Source organism: Nocardia asteroides, from assembly GCF_021183625.1.
In the GTDB taxonomy this organism is placed as follows: Bacteria; Actinomycetota; Actinomycetes; order Mycobacteriales; family Mycobacteriaceae; genus Nocardia; species Nocardia asteroides_A.
In genome coordinates this window covers 2318296-2337508 of record NZ_CP089214.1, presented here as the reverse complement: position 1 = coordinate 2337508, position 19213 = coordinate 2318296, and the positions used below count along the sequence as shown (strand labels likewise).

Sequence of the window (19213 nt, the reverse complement as noted above, 5' to 3'; positions counted from 1 at the left end):
GCTCTGAACTCATGACGGTACGCCCCGACGACCCCGCGCCGAACCCACACGCCACCGAGGCCGAAGTGGAAGCCGCACGGGGGAACAACAAGCTCGCCCAGGTCCTCTACCACGACTGGGAAGCGGAGACCTACGACGACAAGTGGTCGATCTCCTACGACGAGCGGTGTATCGACTACGCGCGCGGCCGCTTCGACCTCGCGGCGGGCCGGGTCGAGCTGCCCTACGGCCGCGCCCTCGAGCTCGGCTGCGGCACCGGCTTCTTCCTGCTGAACCTGATGCAGGGCGGGATCGCCAAGAGCGGCTCGGTCACCGACCTCTCGCCGGGCATGGTGAAGGTCGCGCTGCGCAACGCGGAGCACCTGGGGCTCGACGTGGACGGCCGGGTGGCCGACGCCGAGACCATCCCGTACGAGGACGACACCTTCGACCTGGTGGTCGGGCACGCCGTGCTGCACCACATCCCCGACGTGGAGCTGGCGCTGAAGGAGTGCCTGCGGGTGCTCAAGCCGGGCGGCCGCTTCGTCTTCGCCGGCGAGCCGACCACCGCGGGCAACTTCTACGCCCGCTGGCTCGGCCGGATCACCTGGAAGATCACCACCACGATCACCAAGCTGCCCGCGCTCGCGGGCTGGCGGCGCCCGCAGTCCGAACTGGACGAGTCGTCGCGGGCCGCGGCGCTGGAGGCCGTTGTCGACCTGCACACCTTCGAGCCGAGCGAGCTGGAGGCCATCGCCCGCCGGGCGGGCGCGGTGGACGCGCTCGCACATACCGAGGAGTTCGCGGCGGCGCTCTGGGGCTGGCCGGTGCGCACCTTCGAGGCGGCCGTGCCGGACGAGAAGCTCACCATGCGGTACCGGTTGTTCCAGTACAAGGCGTGGCTCAAGCTGAGCGCGCTGGACGAGAAGGTGCTGCACCGGATCGTGCCGCGGCGTTTCTTCTACAACGCCATGATCACCGGTGTGAAGCCGGGCGCACCGGCCCAGTAGTTGGGATACTCCTTCGCGCGCTCGGATATCGCGTTCCTGGCGAGCGCGGCCGGGCGTGCGGCGCTGGCCGAGACGGACGGGTTGCCGCTCACCGACGGGTCGCTGCTAGCCGATCTCGGCCGGGTCAGGCGGGCGCACGGTGCGGCGGCCGCGGCGCTGGTGGAGACGGTGCGGCTGCGGCGGCGCGCCGCCGTCAAGCTGGACGGCGCGGGGGAGTGGCTGTTCACCGACGACGCGCTGCAGCAGGCGACGCCGAGCGCCGTCGCCCGGCATCGGGCGGCCCGGCTCGCCGGGCGCGCGGTGCACGACGTCACCTGCTCGATCGGCGGCGAACTCGCCGCCCTCGCGCGGTGCTGTCCCACCGTCCTCGGCAGCGATCTCGACCCGGTGCGCCTCGACATGGCGGCGCACAACCTCGCCGCCACGGCCGAGACTCCGCCCGGAGCGGCCGGGGACGGTGTCCGCGGGGCGGGCACCGCTGCGGAGCGAGCGGCCGAGGCGGCTCGCCCGGCACTCGGGCCGGTGGCGCTCGTCCGCGCGGACGCGCTGGTTCCGTGCAGCCGCGACACCGTGATCGTGGCCGATCCGGGGCGGCGGGCGGGCGGGAAGCGGACGCACGACCCCGCGGCACTGCAACCGCCGCTACCGGAGCTGCTGATCGCCTACGCGGGCCGCGACCTGGTCGTGAAGTGCGCCCCCGGCCTCGACTTCGCCCGCCTGGACTGGCCCGGCGAGATCGAACTGGTCTCGCTGGACGGCGGCGTCCGCGAAGCCTGCCTCTGGTCGCCTGGGCTCACCGAACCGGGGATCACGCGCCGCGCCACGGTGCTCCGGACCGGGCAGCCGGCGAGCACCCTCACCGACGCCGACCCGGACGACATCCCCGAGCGCGACCCCGGCGCCTGGATCGTCGACCCGGACGGCGCCGTGGTCCGAGCCGGGCTGGTCAGGCAGTACGCCGCCCGGCACGAGCTCTGGCAGCTCGACCCCCGGATCGCCTACCTGACCGGCGACACCGTCCCGCCGGGCACCCGCGGCTTCCGCGTCATCGACCGCTTCGAACTGCGCGAGAAACCCCTCCGCGCCGAACTGCGCCGCCGCGACTGCGGCCCCCTGGAGATCCTGGTCCGCGGCGTCGACCTCGACCCGGACCGCCTGCGCCGCACCCTGGCCCCGAGCGGCCGCACCCCCTATACCCTGGTGGTCACCAGGATCGGCCGCGCCGCCGCGGTCTTCCTGTGTAGCGCTACCCCTGCGACACCGGCGTGAAGACGAACAGCTCGCCGATCCTGGTCGCCGTCACCACCTCGCCCTTCGGCCCGACCGCGGTGCCGGTGGTCGTGCCCTGCGCATCTGTCAGCACGTCGGAATCGACGGTCGCGCCGGTCTCGGTGTCGAAGGTGATGAGGGTGAGCCCGTCGCCGATCGCGGCCACCGTGTAGCCGGTGCCGCCCGCGGTCTGCACCGGGGTGCCGCGCAGCGCCAGATCCTTGCGCTCCCAGACGGTCTCGACGGCGTCGCCGGTGTCCCGCAGGGCGAGCAGGTAGCCGTCGTCGCCGGCCGGGACGAGCAGCCCGTCGGCGTCGACCGAGAGCCCGCCGCGCGGGGCCCAGCCCAGCTCGTGCGCCCAGCGGGTGCGGCCGTCGGCGGTATCGAGGGCGAGCAGCCTGCCGCTGTTGTCGCCCACGTAGACGGTGCCGCCGTCGGCGGAGACGGTCGGCCCGGCGGCGGCGCCGTCGGTGAGCAGCTCGGCGCTCCACAGCCGCTCGATCCGGTCGCCGGTGTAGCGCAGCGCCACCAGCGCCGCGGCCGGGCGGCCCGGCTCCCACACCGTCGCGTAGATCCGCCCGCTCGCGCCGTCCACCGCCGCCTGGGTGGAGACGGCGCAGCGCGGGCCGCCGGTGGCGCAGTCGTCCAGCCCCTGCCCGGCGGCGGGCCAGGTGAGGTCGGGGGCGCGCAGGAAGTCCGGTTCGCCGAGCAGCTGCGCGGTGGGCACCATGCGCTTGCCGGTCTGCCGCTCCAGCACGTCCACCTGGCCGGTCTGGGTGATCGAGAGGACGTGGCCGTCGCCGGTGAACTGCATGGTCACCGGCACCCCGGCGACCGGGGTGCGCCAGCGCGGCTGGCCGAGGAAATTGTCCGAGTTCACGCCGCTGTCGTCGCCGACGTAGACATTGTTGGCCGAATCGAGCAGCGTGGGCGCGGCGATCGCGTTCGGGCCGAGCTGGTTGCAGAAGCGCTTGCGGCCGCTCATCTGGAACGAGTAGATCGCGCAGTTGGCGGTCCGGGTGGTGACGAACATCTGCCCCTGCGACCCCACCGTCACCGGCGCGGCCACCGGCCCGCCGAGCGGGCGCTGCCAGGCCGGGCCGAGCTGGCGCGAGCCCTCGACCGCGGTGGTGCCGCTGTTGCGGCCGTCGTTGTGCGCGGCCGTCCAGCCGAAGCCGGGGCCCTGCGTGATGTCGTCGACGTCGGTGCCGCAGGCGGTGAGCGCGAGGCAGGCCAGCGCCGCGGCGGCGAGCGCCGTCGCGCGGCGGGCGCCGGGAGCCGCGGGTAGCGTGGCTGCGCCCGAACGCGGGCGCGGAGCGGGAGCCGCCCACCGGGACGCCGAACGTGCACCGCCGCTTCGCACCTGCTGCTCTCCCCTCGTGGTCGTTGCCGGCGCCGAGACCGGCCGAGGGCAAGACTAGTCTGTGGTATCCGAAGACCGATCGACGGAGGAGACTTCGTGACGAGCATGTGGGGCGCGCCGCTGCACTCGCGCTGGCGGGGATCGCGGCGCCGCGATCCGAAACAGGCCAGGTTCCTGACCCTGGCCTCGCTGCGCTGGGTGCTCGCCAACCGGGCGTACACGCCCTGGTACCTGGTGCGCTACTACCGGCTGTTCAAGTTCAAGGCGGCCAATCCGCACGTCGTGCTGCGCGGCATGGTGTTCCTCGGCAAGGGGGTGGAGATCCACGCGACCCCCGAGCTGGGCCGGCTGGAGATCGGCCGCTGGGTGCACATCGGCGACGGCAACGCCATCCGCTGCCACGAGGGCTCGCTGCGCATCGGCGACAAGGTGGTGTTCGGCAAGGACAACGTGGTCAACACCTATCTCGACATCGAGATCGGCGAGTCCACCCTGGTCGCCGACTGGTGCTACATCACCGATTTCGACCACCGGATGGACGACATCACGCTGCCGATCAAGGACCAGGGCATCGTCAAGAGCCCGGTGCGGATCGGCCCGGACACCTGGATCGCCGCCAAGGTCACCGTGCTGCGCGAGACCAGGGTCGGCCGCGGCTGCGTGCTCGGCGCGCACGCGGTGGTCAGGGGCGACATCCCGGATTACAGCATCGCCGTCGGCGCCCCGGCCCGGGTCGTGAAGAACCGCAAGGTCACCTGGGAGGCGGGCGCCGCCGAGCGGGAGAAGTACCTGGCCGCGCTGGCCGATATCGAGCGCAAGAAGAGCGGGGTCGGCGGCGGCGCCGCATGACCACCTACGCCGCCCTGCTCCGCGGCATCATGCCGAGCAACAAGAACATGGCCAACGACAAGCTCCGCGGCGTGTTCGAGGGTCTCGGCCACACGAAGGTCGGCTCGGTGCTTGCCAGCGGCAATATCGTCTTCGATACCGCCGACGACGACGTGCCCGCGCTGGAGGAGCGGATCCAGGAGGCGCTGCGCGCCGAGCTCGGCATCGGCGGCGGCACCATCGTGCGCAGCCACGCCGAGCTCCGCACGCTGCTCGACCGCGACCCCTTCGAAGGCCGCGAGCACGGCCGCGGCAGCTACCTCATCGCCACCTTCTTCAAGCACGGCGCGACCACCGAGCTCCCCGAGCTGGACGACCCGCGCACCGAGGTGATCGGGTACGACGCGCAGGCCCGCGCCTTCCTCGCCGTGATCGACAACAGCGAGCCGGGCAAGACCCCGGACTTCATGGTCTGGCTGGAGAAGGCGTACGGCAAGGACATCACTACCCGCACCTGGCTCACGGTGCAGCGCATCGTGAAGAAGATGGAGTCCTAGCCGCTACTCCGGGTCGCGCTCCGGCAGCGGCCGCTCCACGATCGAGGGGCGGCCCAGCGGAATCCGCACCCGGCGCTTGGCCGCGGCGTAGACCCGCGCGGTCTCGGCCGCCACCACGTCCCAGGCGAAGTCGGCGGTGAGCCGCTCCCTGGCCGCGACGGCGCGGCTCTGCGCGGTGGCCGGATCGTCCAGCACCGCCCGCACCGCGTCGACCAGGCCGTCCACGTCGGCGGGTTCGAAGGAGGCGCCGGTGACGCCGTCGAGAACCGCCTCGCCGAGCCCGCCCGCGCTGGAGGCGATCAGCGGAATGCCCGCCGCGGCGGCCTCCAGCGCCACGATGCCGAACGGCTCGTAGCGGCTGGGCAGCACGATGGCGTCCGCGCCGTGCAGCCAGCCGAGCAGCTCCTGGTGCCCGAGCTGCCCGGCGAAGCTGACCGCGCGCGCCACCCGGTGCACCCGCGCCCGCTCGCGCAGCCACTCGAACTGGGTGCCGATGCCCGCAACGGTGAGCGTGGTGCCCGGGTGCGCGCGGCGGATCCGGGGCAGCGCGGCGATGGCGTCCTGCACGCCCTTCTCGTACTCCAGCCGCCCGACGTAGAGCAGCCGGGGCGGGCCGGTGCGCGGCGCGCGGGCGCGGAACTGCCAGGCCGCCACGTCGATGCCGTTGCGGATGACCGTGACCGGCGGCAGCTCCGGCCCGTACAGCCGCTCCACCTCGTCCTGCATCGAGCCCGAGCAGGTGATGAGCGCGTCCGACTCGTTCGCCAGCCACCACTCCACCGAGTGCACCTGCTTGTTCACCCGGCCCGCGACCCAGCCGCTGTGCCTGCCCGCCTCGGTGGCGTGCAGCGTGCTCACCAGCGGGACGTCGTAGAACTCGGCCAGCGCGACGGCCGGGTGCGCGACCAGCCAGTCGTGTGCGTGCACCACGTCCGGCACCCAGCCCTCGCCGATGCCCGGCTTGTGCAGCGCGAGCCCGGCGCGCACCATGGCGTGCCCCATGGCCAGCGTCCAGGCCAGCATGTCGGTGCCGAAGTCGAAGCTCGGCGGGTCCTCCGCGACCGCGACCACGAGGACGCCCTCGGCGACGAAGGAGTGCGTGGGGTGGCTGGTGGCGTCGGTGCCGGTGGGGCGGCGGGAGAGCACGACCACCTCGTGGCCCGCGGCGGCCAGCTCGACCGCCAGGTGGTGCACGTGCCTGCCGAGCCCGCCGACGACCACCGGCGGGTACTCCCACGACACCATCAAGATCTTCATATGCGTCCTTCTAGGCCCGGCCGGCCAGGCGTCGCGCGTCGAGAGCGGGGAAGAGCCCGTCGGCCACGTTCCATCCTGCCGCCAACCGGTCGGCTTTGGCGAGCTGGCCCGCGGTGGCGGCCCCCGCGATCTCCCGGACGGCGTGCGCGTGCCGGTGCGCCCGCTCCCGCGCGTACCCCGCCGCGGAGTCCTTGCTGACCATGAACGCCCAGTCGCTGGAGACGGTCAGGATCGCCTCGCGCACCAGCTGGTCGGCGACCCGGTCGCGCAGCCCGTGCTCGCCGCGCCCGGCATGCAGTTTGTCCAGCGTGTCGAGCGTGAGCCGGACCACGTCGGCGTTCAACTCGACCAGGTCCTGCACCTGCTCACCGGCCCAGACCCGCCAGTCCTTGCCCGATCCCCAGGACGAATCGGCGAGTTCGACCGGCGCCCCGACGTAGCCGTTCGCCCGCGCGCCGGCCAGCGTCCCGACGGTCACCCCCGCCTCCGGCAGCGCGCGCAGCACACCGGCCAGCCACTGCGGCCCCTCGTGCCACCAATGTCCGAAAAGCTCGGTGTCGAAGGCGGCGACCACCAGCGCGGGGCGCCCGATCCGATCGGATTCCGCGATCAGCCGCTCGCGCACGGTGCCGACGAAATCGGCCACGTCGCGCTCGATCGCGGCCGCCGCGAGCGCGGGGTCGTAGGGGGCCTTGTCCGGCCCCGCCACCGATTTGCCGGTGACCCGGGCCGGCTTCAGCCCGGTGCCGTGGTCGTAGTGGTGGAAGTCCCGATAGGCGGCCTGCCCGGGGTAGCCGGACTTGGGCGACCAGACCCGGTAGCTGACCGGCAGGTCGCGCCCGAACGCGACCACGTCGGAGTCGAGCACCGGCCTGCCCAGGCTGCTGTCGCCACGCAGGGCAGGACCGTCGACCATGAAATGCGTCACACCGGCGGTGGCGTACCCCCGCTCCATGCCCGGGGTGAAGCCGCACTCCGGCGCCCAGATGCCCGCGGGGCGGTGCCCCCAGCGCAGCCGGGCGTCGGCCAGCCCCTCGTCCAGCTGGAAGGCGCGCAGCCGGGGCTCGAGCAGCGGCTGGAAGGGGTGCGCCAGCGGGCCGCCGAGCAGCTCCACCGTCCCGGCCTCGGCCAGGGAGCGCCAGAGCGGCGCGGCGCCGTGCCGCCAGCGGGTCTCGAAGTCGGCGAGCGCGGCGGTGGCCAGCCGGTGCTCGTACCGGCCGAGCGCCACCTTGCCCGCGAGCGCCGCCTCGTCGGCCCGGAGCTGCCAGTTGCCGAGCCAGTGGTGCATGCCCGCGAGGCAGTGCGGGTCGTCCAGCTGGGCCGCGAGCACCGGCGTCACGCCGAGGCTGAGCAGGTTCGAACGGCCCTCGGCGGCAAGCTCTTCCAGTACCCGGAGCACCGGAATGTAGGAGGCGGCCCAGGATTGGTAGAGCCACTCCTCGCCGACCGGCCAGCGGCCGTGATGGGCCAGCCACGGCAGGTGCGAGTGCAGCACCAGCGTGAATTGCCCTGGGACGGAGGAGGTCACGGTTTCACCGCGATGGCGACCAGGTCCAGGCTGGCGTCGATGTCGTCGGCGCGCAGCGCGAAGTCGTCGATGCCGACCGCGGCGACGTCGGCGGTCAGCGTCTCCGGCCAGGGCTCACCGGCCAGCGCGCGCTCGATCTGCGCGTCGATGAACGAGCCGCCGTGCTTGGCGTCGAGCGCCCGCAGCGCGGGGCCGTGGTGCACGCCGGTCATCTCGGCCACCGTGAACCCGGCCTCGACCAGCAGCTCGGTCAGCTCGGTTGCGTTCAGCTCGCGGGTGTGGAACGGGTTCAGCGGGGTGTCCCGGCCCGGCGAGAAGGTGATCCGGTTCGGCGTGCTGATCAGCAGCTCGCCGCCGGGGCGCAGCACCCGCAGGCACTCGCGCAGGAACTGCCCCTGATCCCACAGGTGCTCGATGACCTGGAAATTCACCACCACGTCGACGGCGGCGTCCGGCAGCGGCAGCGCGGCCAGGTTCCCCCGCACCATCTCCACCCGCGGATACCGCGCGCGGACGTGCGCCACCGCCGACTCGTCGTAGTCGACGCCGGTGACCCGGCGCGCGACGCCGGCGATCATGTCCGCGCCGTACCCCTCGCCGGAGCCGGCCTCCAGCACCTCGCGGCCCGCGCAGCGGTCGAGCAGCCGCGCGTAGACCACCTCGTGTCTGCGGAACCAGTAGTTCTCCTCCGCGATTCCGGGCACCGTGCGCTCGCCGGTGAGCGGCAGGGGCGCATCGGCGTCCGATGCGGCAGGGATCACAGCCTCGGTCATCGTTCCGACGTTACTGGTCGGGCATTCCACAGGTACGCTCGGAGTAAGTTACCCACGAGTAACTTAACGTAGGGTAATCTCCTGGATCGAGCCATTCGAAAGGCGCCGCCAGACCGGGCGACCGCCGACCCGTGCCCCAGAAGGAGGTCGACGAAGACCGATGCCGAACATCGTCGTACTCATCAAGCAGGTTCCCGACACCTGGTCCGAGCGCAAGCTCAGCGATGGTGACTACACCCTCGACCGCGAAGCCGCCGACGCCGTCCTCGACGAGATCAACGAGCGCGCGGTCGAAGAGGCGCTGCTGATCAAGGAGGCGCAGGGTGGCGAGGTGACCGTGCTGACCGCCGGTCCGGATCGGGCCACCGAGGCCATCCGCAAGGCGCTCTCCATGGGCGCCGACAAGGCCATCCACATCAACGATCCGGCGATCCACGGCTCCGACGTGGTGCAGACCTCGTACGTGCTGGCCGCGGCGCTCGGCCAGATCGAGGGCGTCGAGCTGGTCATCTCCGGTAACGAGGCAACGGACGGCCGCATGGGCACGGTCCCGGCGATCATCGCCGAGTACCTCGGCCTGCCGCAGCTGACCCACCTCCGCAAGCTCACCGTCGACGGCGACAAGGTCACCGGCGAGCGGGAGACCGACGAGGGCGTGTTCAAGCTGGAGGCGAACCTGCCCGCCATCGTCAGCGTGAACGAGAAGATCAACGAGCCGCGCTTCCCCTCCTTCAAGGGCATCATGGCCGCGAAGAAGAAGGAAGTGCAGACCTTCACCCTCGCCGACCTGGGCGTCGAGGCGGACACGGTCGGCGTGGCGAACGCGGGCAGCACGGTCACCGCGGCCACCCCGAAGCCGCCCCGCACCGCGGGCGAGAAGGTCACCGACGAGGGCGATGGCGGCACCAAGATCGCCAAGTACCTGGTCGGGCAGAAGGTCATCTGATCCGGGTCACCCGCCCGCACACGGACTTTTCAGGAGAGAGAAGACATGGCTGAAGTACTCGTGCTGGTCGAGCACGCCGAGGGTGCCCCGAAGAAGGTCACCACCGAACTCATCACCGCCGCCCGCTCGCTGGGCGAGCCGGCCGCCGTCGTGGTCGCCGCCCCCGGCACCGCCGACAAGCTGGCCGACGCGCTGACCCAGGCCGGTGCCGAGAAGATCTACGTCGCCGAGTCCGACGACGCCGACGGCTACCTGGTCACCCCCAAGGTCGACGTGCTCGCCGCGCTCTCGGAGTCGGCCTCGCCTGCCGCGATCATCACCGCCGCCAGCGCCGAGGGCAAGGAGGTGTCCGGCCGGCTCGCCGCCCGGATCGGCTCCGGGCTGCTCTGCGACGTGGTCGCGGTGAACTCCGACGGCTCCGCGGTGCACTCCATCTTCGGTGGCGCCTTCACCGTCGACGCCAAGGCCACCGGCGACGTGCCGGTGATCTCGGTGCGCCCCGGCGCCATCGAGGCGGCCCCGCAGGCCGGTGCGGGCGAGAAGGTCACCGTCGAGGTGCCCGCGCAGGAGGAGGGGGTCGTCAAGATCACCTCGCGCGATCCCATCGAGGGCGGCGACCGCCCCGAGCTCACCGAGGCGAGCATCGTCGTCTCCGGTGGCCGCGGTGTCGGCTCGGCCGACAAGTTTTCCGTGGTGGAGGCGCTGGCCGATTCGCTCGGCGCCGCCGTCGGCGCCTCCCGCGCCGCCGTCGACTCCGGCTACTACCCGGGCCAGTTCCAGGTCGGGCAGACCGGCAAGACGGTCTCCCCGCAGCTGTACGTCGCGCTCGGCATCTCCGGCGCGATCCAGCACCGGGCCGGGATGCAGACCTCGAAGACCATCGTCGCCGTCAACAAGGACGAAGAGGCGCCGATCTTCGAGATCGCCGACTACGGGATCGTGGGCGACCTGTTCAATGTCGCGCCGCAGCTCACCGACGAGGTGAAGAAGCACAGGGGCTGAGTTCTTGCCCCGGGAAGGCCCGGCTCCTCCGTGGAGCCGGGCCTTCCGGTCGTTCGAGGGTCGGTTCGGCCCGGCCGGGCGTACGAGACCTCGCACGCGGCCTGCGGATCACGCGCTGTGCAGCGCCGCGAGCAGGGTCTTGAGCACCGGGGACTGCCGCGCCTCGGCCCGGATCACCGCGTTCACCGGCACCCGCAGCCGGTGGTCGGCGAGTTCGACGGTGGCGATCCCGTCGGTGGGGCTGTGCGCGTAGAGCACCGTCCAGGCGTCCGGATGGTTGATCAGCTCCATGGTGGCGGTGTGGTCCGCGGGGATCGGGGGGCCGTAGGTCGGGCCGACCGGCAGCTCGGCGAAGGCCGAGCGGATCACGGTGTGCAGCAGTACCTGCTCCGACTCCGGCGGCAGCAGCAAAGGGAAGTCGCTGAGCTCGCGCAGCGTGACGTTGGTGCGCCAGGCCAGCGGGTGCGCGGGCGCCACCGCGAGCATCAGCTCCTCGACCCACAGCTGCTCCACCGCGATCCCCGGCTGGTCCACCGACCCGCGGATCAGCGCCAGATCGCAGTCCCCGTCCGCGACCGCCGAGATCCGCTGCCGGAACGGCTTGATCACGAACTCGATCTCCGCCCCCGGATGCGCCTCCCGCGCCCCGGCGATGGCGGAGAGCGAACGGGTGGCGAACGACATGTTCGCCGCCAGCCGGATCCGGCTGCCGGTGCTGCGCACCGCCGCCCTGATCGCCGACTCCAGGCTCAGCATCTGCTTGGCCAGCGGCAGCAGCCGGGTGGTGGCGTCGGTGGGCACCACGGCCCGGGTGGTGCGCTCGAAGAGCTGGACCGAGAGGTCGCGCTCCAGCCGGGCGATCTGGTGGCTGATCGCCGACTGCGAGATGAAGCAGCGCGCGGCGGCGCGGCTGAAGCTCAGCTCCTCGCAGACGGCGACGAAGTATGCCAGCTGACGCAGCTCCACGCAAAGTCCCCTATTCATGAGCAAGCCAGATAAGAGTCATCCCGATTATGCGCCCCATCGGGTGAAATATCTCCGATATGAATGACGGTTAGTAATGAGAGAAGGAAACGAACACCGCACCTGGTGAGGGGACACCGATCATGGAACAGCCGTTGGCCGACACCACACCCGTCCTGGCCGGCGGGGCGGACACCACTCCGCTCGGTACCGAGAACGTCGAACACGCCGACGTCGTCATCGTCGGCTCGGGCTTCGGCGGCCTGGCCGCCGCCAAGCGCCTCGCCAAGGCGGGCATCAACTTCGTGCTGATCTCCAGCACCAGGGAGCACCTCTTCCAGCCGCTGCTCTACCAGGTCGCCACCGGCGTGCTGGAGTCCGGCGAGATCGCCCCGGCCATCGCCTCGGTGCTGCGCAGGCACGAGGAGGCCGATGTCAGGCAGGGCACGGTCGTCGCCGTCGACCCGGCCACCGCGGTGCTCACCTACGCCACCCCGAACGGCATCCAGCGCAGGCTGCGCTACGGCTCGCTGATCGCGGCCACCGGCGCCAGCCAGTCCTACTTCGGCCGCGACGAGTTCGCGGAGAAGACGTTCTCGCTCAAGACCATCGACGACGCCAAGGCGCTGCGCGCACAGATCGAGCGGGTCTTCTCGGAGGCGAAGCACGCCGACGCCGAGACCAAGCGCAAGCTGCTCAGCTTCGTCGTGGTCGGCGCGGGCGCGACCGGCGTCGAGGTCGCGGGGCAGTTGAAGGAGCTCGCGAAGCGCCACTACCACCAGGAGATCTCGGTGACCCTGGTCGAGGGCGCGGGCGCCGTGCTCCCGCCCTTCGGCGGCGGGCTCTCGGAGTACGCCAAGGAGACGCTCGCCGAGAGCGGCGTCGAGGTGCTGCTCGGCACCTTCGTCACCGACATCCAGTACGGCGAGGTCACCGTCAAGGACAAGGCGGGCGTGCAGCGCCCGCTCCCGGCCGAGACCGTGGTCTGGTCGGCGGGTGTGCAGGTTGGCGGCTTCGCGACGGTGCTGGCCGAGGCCACCGGCGTCGCCACCGACCGCGCGGGCAGGCTGCTGGTGAACCCGGACCTGACCGTCGCCGGCTACGCCGACATCTACGCCATCGGCGACATGACCTCGCTGAACGGCTACCCGGGGCAGTCGCCGGTCGCCATGCAGGAGGGCAGGCACGTCGCCGACGTCATCGCCAGGCGCAAGCAGCCCGGCACCGCGTTCCACTACTGGGACAAGGGGAGCATGGCGGTGATCAGCCGGTTCAGCGCCGTGGTGAAGCTCAACGAGCGCATCACCTTCCGCGGTTTCATCGCCTGGTTCATGTGGCTCGCGGTGCACCTGCTGTACCTGGTCGGCTTCCGCAACCGCTTCGCCGCCGTCGTCTCCTGGCTGGTCGCCTTCATCGGCACCGGCCGCCCGGGCTTCGACGAGGTCGAGCCGGAGGAGATCGCCGCGCTGGAGCGGGAACGCCTGGCCGCCTGACCCACGCGACCGATCGCGCCGTCCCCCTCGGACGGCGCGATCGTCGCATTTCGGGCACCCGGCATCGGCGGCGGCACGGGCGGGCGAACCGGCACCGACGGGCCGGTGAACAGCCGGAGTGACGAATATCTCGTTAACCGAACGGGCACGCTCCTGACACCACGCGGACGCCGCTGCGCGGTTTCCGGGTGAGTTCATCGGGTACATGACAATCTCGTCCGTGCTGACAGCCCCGGCTCGACCGTCGGACGCGGGGGTGGAAAGAGCCCGCTACGCGCTGGTCGTCTCGTCCGATGCCGAGCACCGCGAGGCCGCGCAGCGGCTGCGCTACCGCGTCTTCGCCGACGAGCCCGGCTTCTCGATCCCCGACACCGGCACCGGCCTCGACGCGGACCGCTTCGACGAATTCTGCGACCACCTGCTGGTCCGCGACGAGGCCACCGGCGAGTACGTCGGCTGCTACCGCATGCTGCCCCCGGACCGGGCCGCGGCCGCGGGCGGCTACTACACCGCCACCGAATTCGACCTGAGCGCGCTCGACCCGCACGGCAACCGGATCGTCGAGATGGGCCGCGCCTGTGTGCTGCCGAAGCACCGCAACGGCTCGGTGGTCACCCTCATGTGGGCGGGCATCCTGCACTACATCCAGCTCACCGGGCACGAATGGGTCATGGGCTGCGTCTCGGTCCCGATGCGGGACCGGCCGGAAGACCCGGCCGGGGTGAACGTGCGCGGCGTGCGCGACCAGGTCATGGCGAAGCACGCGAGCGAGCGCCGGGTCCGGCCGTACAACCCGGTGGTGGTCGACGGGCGGACGCTGGACGAGCTGCCCGCCCCCCGCCGCCCCAAGCTGCCGCCGCTGATGAGCGGCTACCTGCGGCTCGGCGCCGAGGTCTGCGGCGAGCCCGCGCACGACCCCGACTTCGCCGTCGCGGACTTCGTCGTGATGCTCGGCCTCCCGACCATCAACACCCGCTACCTGAATCGGCTGCAGGACGCGGCCGCCGGCTTCGGAGGCTGATCGCCGTGGTGACCGAGATCTTCGCCGCGCCGAGGGCGGCTGCCGCACACTCCTGGATGCCCGACTGCCCGTGCGGCAGCGGGTGCATCGACGAGGGGGATCGGGTCGGCCGCGTCCGGATGGCGGCCCGGATTGCCGGGGTCGCCGGGCTGCTGCTGAGCTTTCCGGTCGTCAACGGCCTCGCCCCCGCGGGCCGCCGGGAGCAGGTGCAGCGCGGGTACGCCCGCGCCATGCTGCGCGTCCTCGGCATCCGGCTCTCGGTGATCGACAACCGCGACAACCCGCGGTCGGCCGGCGCCGCGGTCGACATCGGCAGCATCGCGCCGAAACCGAACGCCTCGCGGCCCGGCTCGGGCAGCACATCCGGCCGAGCCGCGAAGCGGACGCGATTCGCCGAACCCGCCCAGGGCGCGCTGATCATCGCGGGCCATATCAGCTGGTCCGACGTGCTGGTCCTGGCAGCGGTACAGCCCCTCGGCTTCGTCGCCCGAGCCGACATGCTCGAATGGCCCGTTCTCGGCAAGCTCGCGGTCCGCATGCGCGTGATCCCCATCGAACGCGAGAGCCTCCGCAAACTCCCCGACGTCGTCAGCCGGCTCCGCGACCGCCTGCAAGCGGGCGACCGAGTAGCCGCCTTCCCCGAGGGCACCACCTGGTGCGGCCGCGCCTACGGCTCCCTGCGCCCCGCTCTCTTCCAGGCCGCCATCGACGCGGGCACCCCCGTCCACCCGGTCCGCCTCGCCTACCGCGACGGGAACGGCAACCCCTGCACCGTCCCCGCCTTCATCGGCGACGACGGCTTCACCACCTCCGCCGCGCGGGTGCTCCGCGCCCGCGGCATGGTCGCCGAGGTGGTGCTCGAACCGCGCGAACTGCCCGGCTCCGACCGCCGCGACCTGGCCCGCCGGGTCGAGCGCGCGGTCCGCGGGGAGTCCAGTTCCCGGCACGGCAGCTGGATCGAGGCGGGGTTCACCCGCGTGCAGGACCCGGAATCGGAAGTGAACGCGGATCGGCCTCGTCATGCGAAGCGTCGCTTTCCGATAATTTCCACACTGCGCCCGCAGAATTCGGAATAAAACTCAGGTCCCTGAATTCGGCCCCGGAATTATCGTGGGTCGTCGCACGGCGTTTCGGAGAAAGGCGAGCACGATAGCGGCCCCGATCACGACCATCCAGGTCGGCAGGGGGTAGAAGACGAGCCGCTCGGAGATGCCGATCTCGAGACCGACGACCATCAGGACCGTGCCCGTGATTCCGACCGATGCGCAGAAGGCCGACCACACCGCCGCGAGCCTGCGTTTCTTCCACAGCCAGATCGCGAGCAGGGCCAGCACGATGTGGCGGGAGACCATCGCGGGCAGCACCGCGAGGGCGTGCACCACGATGCCGTCATTGGACGGGAAGACACCGGTGGCGGCCGTGCTCGTGCCGATGACGACGGCGAGGGCCACGATTGACCACTGCCGCGGGCCGCGCGGTATGTAGTCGCGGAAGCCGATGGCCCCGGCGATGGTCACCATTCCCAGCGCGACGAAGGTCGCGTTCATGATCAGGTGCAGCGGGGAGCACGCGTGGGGCGTGCAGGTGGTGACGCCGAGATCGCTGATGGTGTCGTGGCGGAAGCTGTAGGGCATCTGCCACGCGGTGGCGGAGACGATCTCGGCGAGCAGGTAGGTGCAGACGAGGCTCCACGCGAGGCCGGCCGCGAGGTGGCGGCGGCCGCCGGGGAATACCGGTTCGGCGAAAGCCGTATCCGACGGTATTCGAGGCGGGCCGTGGGCGCTGAAGCCGATGGCCGAGAACGGCCACCGATCGCGGATTCTCTGCATCCGTACTCCTGCGAGTCGAGGGGATGGTGCGGACGAGACATCGGATCGCGGAAGCGGGCCTCGATCGTTCGAGGGCGCTACCGGTCAAGAGATGGTCTCGGCGCCACCCGCGGTATTCGACTGCCGGGGTCAGGGACAGGAAGAAGGCGAGGGTCGCAGCCTTTTCCTCAGTCTAGAGCGCCGGGGGCGATCTGCCGATCGGCATCTTTCGCAGCGCTGCGCAATAAATTCCGCTCGGCGGAGAAATGCCGGGCGATCGGAGTGCCGCCCCCCTCGGAGCGACCCGGGCCGCAGGTTTTATCGGCACGGACTTTTGCCTCTCCGCCGAGCACGCCTGGACGAAGGAGATTTCGCCCATGTTCGATAGCCCGCTGCCGATGGGCGAGCCAGAGACACCCTCGGCCTACCCGCCTGTCGATGCCCCGGCCCGCTGCGCGCGGGGCGTAGGGTCGGCGGTATCCGGCGGGAACCCGGACGCTGACCAGTAGAGGCTGCGTCGTCGCCGGATCTACGATCCGGCCCTTCCCCGGCCGCGACGGGAGCGTCCGATGGCGCCGTCACCTGCACCCGCGTCCCGTTTCGCCCAGCATCCGGACCCGAGCGGCTATGTCGATGCCACCTGGTGGCCGCGCTCCGGCGACCTCGGCACGGAACTCCCCGAGCTGATCACCGCGCTGCAGCCCGCGTCATGGCCGATCTCGCGGGTCGTCTACGACCCGGCGGCCTGGTCGCCCGCGCCGCCGCACCTGGTGGTGAACGGCGGCACCGTCCGGCTGGATCCGTACACCTTCGAGCTGCCCGAGACCATGTACGTCTACGGAGCCGACGGCATCGTCCTCGTGGTGCTGGTCGTTCCCGCCGCTACCCGCTGACCACTACGGAGCGTTCATCGCGTCCCGCACACTCGTCTCCCGGTTGCCGAGGAACATCGGGTCGGGCCGCGTGATCATCGCCAGCGCCGCCTTCCCGGCGGCCAGCTGATCGCGCATCCAGCACTTCCACCAGATCCCGTTCCGCGGCTGCCCGGTGTCGGCGACCCCCTCGGTCTCGATCCCCGCCGTCCGGCACAGCGCGATCGTGCGCGGCATGCTGAAGTCCTGCGTCACCACGATCGCGCTGGTGACCCCGAAGATCTCCTTCGCCCGCACGCAGGACTGGTACGTGTCGAACCCCGCGTAGTCCAGCGCGACCTTGCGCTCCGGCACCCCGCCGCGCACCAGGTAGTCCCGCATGACGGTCGGCTCGTCGTGATCCGGCGTGCTGTTGTCCCCGGTGACCAGCAGCGCCTTCACCTTCCCCGCCGCCAGCAGTTCGCGCCCGATATCCAGCCGCGCCGCCAGGTACGGCGACGGCACCCCGCGCTCCTCGTAGATCTGCGCCCCGAACAGAATCGCCACATCCGCCGCGGGCACCGACGCGACCGAGTGGTCGTCCCCGGCCCCGCGCCACCGGATCCACCCCACCGAACTCGCCACCAGCACGGCTACCGCCAGCGCCGATACCGCTCCCACGCGCACCAGCGTCCGCGGCCGGAGCCACCTCCGCCGTGCGTCCCCTCGTTGCTCCATCCCTCCAGTCTGCGGGAGTCCCGGCCCGGACGGGAACTCGTCAGCCTTCGCCCCGCTGTGCCTGCCGGTGCAGGAAGGTGTGCATCGACCTGAGCTGCGACGAGCTGCTGCTGCCGCGCTGATCCCCGCGTCCGGGGGGCGGACGGACGAGTAGTGTTCCGATGATCGAGGGATGGAGCCGGTGTGGAGGAAACCTGGCGTGAGGAGCCTGCCGAACCGCGGTCCGGCCCGACCGGCAGCGGTGGCGAGGAGCTGTGGCGCGGGATCGGCACCGTGTGCGCCTCGGCGGTGCGGCTGACCGGGACCGACGGCGCCGCGGTCGCCGTGCTCAGCGCCGCCTCGCAGGCGCGGGAGCTGGTGTACGCGACCGACGCGCTGGCTCAGCAGATCGACGAGCTGCAGTTCACGGTCGGGGAGGGGCCGTGTGTGGAGGCCTACCACCACGATCGCAGGGAGCTGTGGCCGGATCTGAGCGCGGGGGCGGCCGGGGCGCGGTGGCCCGCCTTCAGCGCCGACGCGCTCGCCCTCGGGGTGCGGGCGGTGTTCGCGTTCCCGGTGCCGGGCGCGCAGGGCGCGGTCGGGGTGCTGGAGTTGTACCGCAGCACGACCGGTGCGCTCTCGGCGGACGAGCAGGAGTCGGCCGGGGCGTGCGCGGACGTGGTCGGCGCGGCGCTGCGCGGGGAGTGGGAGCGCCGCATCCGGGCGGCCGGTGGGGTGCAGGGCGCGGTGGAGGCCGCGGTCGCCCGCGGCGCGGGCGTGGCCGACGGATACTCCAGGACCGTGGTGTTCAACGCCGCGGGCATGGTCGCGGTGCAGCTGGCGGTCTCGCCGGACGAGGCGCTGGCGCGGTTGCGGGCCTACGCCTACGCCAACGGGCGATCGATCAGCGAGGTAGCCGCCGATATCGTTGCGCGCACGCTGAACATGCGCGACCAGCGGGACAGCGATGGAGGACAGTGATGAACACCGCGCAGATGCGGTTGGCGGTGGCGGAGCTGACCGCTGTGCTGACCGGTGACTTCGATGTCCCGACGGTGCTGCACTCGGTGGCCCACCACGCCCAGGAAGGCTTCGACGCCGTCTCGGCGGCGGTGATCCTGACCGATCGGCGCTCGGCCGAGGCCGGTGGGGCCGGGCTACAGATCGTGGCCGAGTACATGCGCGACGGAAGCGGCGTCGCCGACCCGCGCCTGCACGTCACCGGCCCCGGGATGGACAGTGCCCGCGACGGCGCCGTCGCGATGATCGGCGACCTCGGTGACGGCGCTGCCCGCTCCGACGCCGACGGAAGCGGCCCGGGGGCCAGGTGGGGGGCGTACCGGGAACGGGCGAGGACGGCGGGGCTGCGCTCGGTGCGGGCCTTCCCGATCACCGCGCTGACGCTGCCGCTCGGCTCGGTGGTCGTGCACGCCGCCGATCCGTGGGGAAACGAGCGACCCAACGACTTCGGGCAGATCCTCGCCGATCTGACCGCGATCGCGCTCTCCACCGGCAGGCACGAGGGCAGGCTGGTCGCGGTCACCGACACCATCGACACCGTGCTCGCCGGTACCGCCGTGCTCGGCACCGCCACCGGGATCATCGCCGAATCCTTCGACCTCGACCTGGATGTCGCCCGCGCGCGGCTGCTCCGGCTGGCCCGCGCGCACGACCGCACCCCGACCGCGCACGCCGAGGCGATCGTGGCCGCGCACATCCGCGCCCCGGCCGACCCGGCCGCGAATCCGGCGCTGCGGCTGCCGCCCGGCCTGACCCCGCCGCGGCGCATCGGTCGCTGACCGTGTCGCCCGCGTACCAGCGGCCCGGTGCCGCCGAGTTCGGGGTCGC

19 protein-coding genes are annotated in these 19213 nt (G+C 71.9%); 12 read left to right on the top strand and 7 right to left on the bottom strand.

Annotated elements, in window-relative coordinates; all coding sequences use genetic code 11:
* The first annotated feature begins 11 nt into the window (after positions 1-11).
* The gene (locus LTT61_RS11310; RefSeq protein WP_233019890.1) at positions 12-989 is read left to right on the top strand and encodes a class I SAM-dependent methyltransferase; all 978 of its coding nucleotides are present in this window, start codon (positions 12-14) and stop codon (positions 987-989) included.
* Entirely contained in the window at positions 990-2258 is a 1269-nt protein-coding gene (locus LTT61_RS11305) for a THUMP-like domain-containing protein (RefSeq protein WP_233019889.1), read from the top strand.
* Here the strand turns inward: LTT61_RS11305 and LTT61_RS11300 are convergent.
* Positions 2236-3621 (bottom strand): PQQ-binding-like beta-propeller repeat protein, encoded by a 1386-nt coding sequence (locus LTT61_RS11300; protein WP_233019888.1) that lies wholly within the window; start codon positions 3619-3621, stop codon positions 2236-2238. The genes LTT61_RS11305 and LTT61_RS11300 overlap by 23 nt on opposite strands.
* A gap of 96 nt (positions 3622-3717) precedes the next feature.
* Here LTT61_RS11300 and LTT61_RS11295 point away from each other — a divergent pair, with 96 nt between their 5' ends.
* Both LTT61_RS11295 and LTT61_RS11290 read left to right on the top strand, forming a co-directional pair.
* Entirely contained in the window at positions 3718-4470 is a 753-nt protein-coding gene (locus LTT61_RS11295; protein WP_233019887.1) for an acyltransferase, read from the top strand.
* Positions 4467-5006, top strand: coding sequence for a DUF1697 domain-containing protein (locus tag LTT61_RS11290; RefSeq protein WP_233019886.1), 540 nt, complete (start codon positions 4467-4469; stop codon positions 5004-5006). Before LTT61_RS11295 ends, LTT61_RS11290 begins: the two co-directional genes overlap by 4 nt.
* 3 nt (positions 5007-5009) lie before the next feature.
* Here LTT61_RS11290 and LTT61_RS11285 read toward each other — a convergent pair whose 3' ends face one another.
* From LTT61_RS11285 to LTT61_RS11275, 3 genes are read right to left on the bottom strand one after another with little or no spacing between them, the layout of a single operon-like run.
* On the bottom strand, positions 5010-6263 hold the full coding sequence (locus LTT61_RS11285; protein ID WP_233019885.1) for a glycosyltransferase family 4 protein: 1254 nt from the start codon (positions 6261-6263) through the stop codon (positions 5010-5012).
* A 10-nt stretch (positions 6264-6273) separates the two neighbouring features.
* On the bottom strand, positions 6274-7791 hold the full coding sequence (locus tag LTT61_RS11280; protein ID WP_233019884.1) for a glycoside hydrolase family 57 protein: 1518 nt from the start codon (positions 7789-7791) through the stop codon (positions 6274-6276).
* The gene (locus LTT61_RS11275) at positions 7788-8564 is read right to left on the bottom strand and encodes a class I SAM-dependent methyltransferase (RefSeq protein ID WP_233019883.1); all 777 of its coding nucleotides are present in this window, start codon (positions 8562-8564) and stop codon (positions 7788-7790) included. The genes LTT61_RS11280 and LTT61_RS11275 overlap by 4 nt, the downstream gene beginning before the upstream one ends.
* 160 nt (positions 8565-8724) lie before the next feature.
* Here LTT61_RS11275 and LTT61_RS11270 point away from each other — a divergent pair, with 160 nt between their 5' ends.
* Positions 8725-9510 carry an electron transfer flavoprotein subunit beta/FixA family protein gene (locus LTT61_RS11270; protein WP_233019882.1) on the top strand — a complete coding sequence of 262 codons (786 nt, stop codon included), beginning with the start codon at positions 8725-8727 and terminating at the stop codon, positions 9508-9510.
* Positions 9511-9555: 45 nt separating this feature from the next.
* Positions 9556-10512 carry an electron transfer flavoprotein subunit alpha/FixB family protein gene (locus tag LTT61_RS11265; RefSeq protein WP_233019881.1) on the top strand — a complete coding sequence of 319 codons (957 nt, stop codon included), beginning with the start codon at positions 9556-9558 and terminating at the stop codon, positions 10510-10512.
* A 108-nt stretch (positions 10513-10620) separates the two neighbouring features.
* On the opposite strand, the gene LTT61_RS11260 is transcribed toward LTT61_RS11265, so the two are convergent.
* The gene (locus LTT61_RS11260; protein WP_233019880.1) at positions 10621-11478 is read right to left on the bottom strand and encodes a LysR family transcriptional regulator; all 858 of its coding nucleotides are present in this window, start codon (positions 11476-11478) and stop codon (positions 10621-10623) included.
* 140 nt (positions 11479-11618) lie between these two features.
* On the opposite strand from LTT61_RS11260, the gene LTT61_RS11255 reads away from it, so the two are divergent.
* From LTT61_RS11255 to LTT61_RS11245, 3 genes are all read left to right on the top strand, one after another.
* Positions 11619-12968 carry an NAD(P)/FAD-dependent oxidoreductase gene (locus LTT61_RS11255; protein WP_233019879.1) on the top strand — a complete coding sequence of 450 codons (1350 nt, stop codon included), beginning with the start codon at positions 11619-11621 and terminating at the stop codon, positions 12966-12968.
* Positions 12969-13173: 205 nt separating this feature from the next.
* Complete coding sequence (locus LTT61_RS11250; RefSeq protein WP_233019878.1) at positions 13174-13989, top strand: GNAT family N-acetyltransferase; 816 nt, start codon at positions 13174-13176, stop codon at positions 13987-13989.
* 5 nt (positions 13990-13994) lie between these two features.
* Positions 13995-15065: a lysophospholipid acyltransferase family protein gene (locus tag LTT61_RS11245; RefSeq protein ID WP_233019877.1), complete on the top strand. Its 1071-nt coding sequence runs from the start codon at positions 13995-13997 to the stop codon at positions 15063-15065.
* Positions 15066-15068: 3 nt separating this feature from the next.
* Here LTT61_RS11245 and LTT61_RS11240 read toward each other — a convergent pair whose 3' ends face one another.
* The gene (locus tag LTT61_RS11240; protein WP_233019876.1) at positions 15069-15818 is read right to left on the bottom strand and encodes a DUF998 domain-containing protein; all 750 of its coding nucleotides are present in this window, start codon (positions 15816-15818) and stop codon (positions 15069-15071) included.
* A gap of 548 nt (positions 15819-16366) precedes the next feature.
* Between LTT61_RS11240 and LTT61_RS11235 the strand changes: the two genes are divergently transcribed.
* The gene (locus LTT61_RS11235) at positions 16367-16690 is read left to right on the top strand and encodes a DUF5994 family protein (protein WP_233019875.1); all 324 of its coding nucleotides are present in this window, start codon (positions 16367-16369) and stop codon (positions 16688-16690) included.
* A gap of 3 nt (positions 16691-16693) precedes the next feature.
* On the opposite strand, the gene LTT61_RS11230 is transcribed toward LTT61_RS11235, so the two are convergent.
* Positions 16694-17329, bottom strand: coding sequence for a SanA/YdcF family protein (locus tag LTT61_RS11230; protein WP_233019874.1), 636 nt, complete (start codon positions 17327-17329; stop codon positions 16694-16696).
* A gap of 240 nt (positions 17330-17569) precedes the next feature.
* Here LTT61_RS11230 and LTT61_RS11225 point away from each other — a divergent pair, with 240 nt between their 5' ends.
* A complete protein-coding gene (locus tag LTT61_RS11225; RefSeq protein ID WP_233019873.1) occupies positions 17570-18346 on the top strand; it encodes a GAF and ANTAR domain-containing protein in 777 nt (258 codons plus the stop codon).
* The gene (locus tag LTT61_RS11220) at positions 18346-19164 is read left to right on the top strand and encodes a hypothetical protein (protein ID WP_233019872.1); all 819 of its coding nucleotides are present in this window, start codon (positions 18346-18348) and stop codon (positions 19162-19164) included. Before LTT61_RS11225 ends, LTT61_RS11220 begins: the two co-directional genes overlap by 1 nt.
* The last annotated feature ends 49 nt before the right edge of the window (positions 19165-19213 follow it).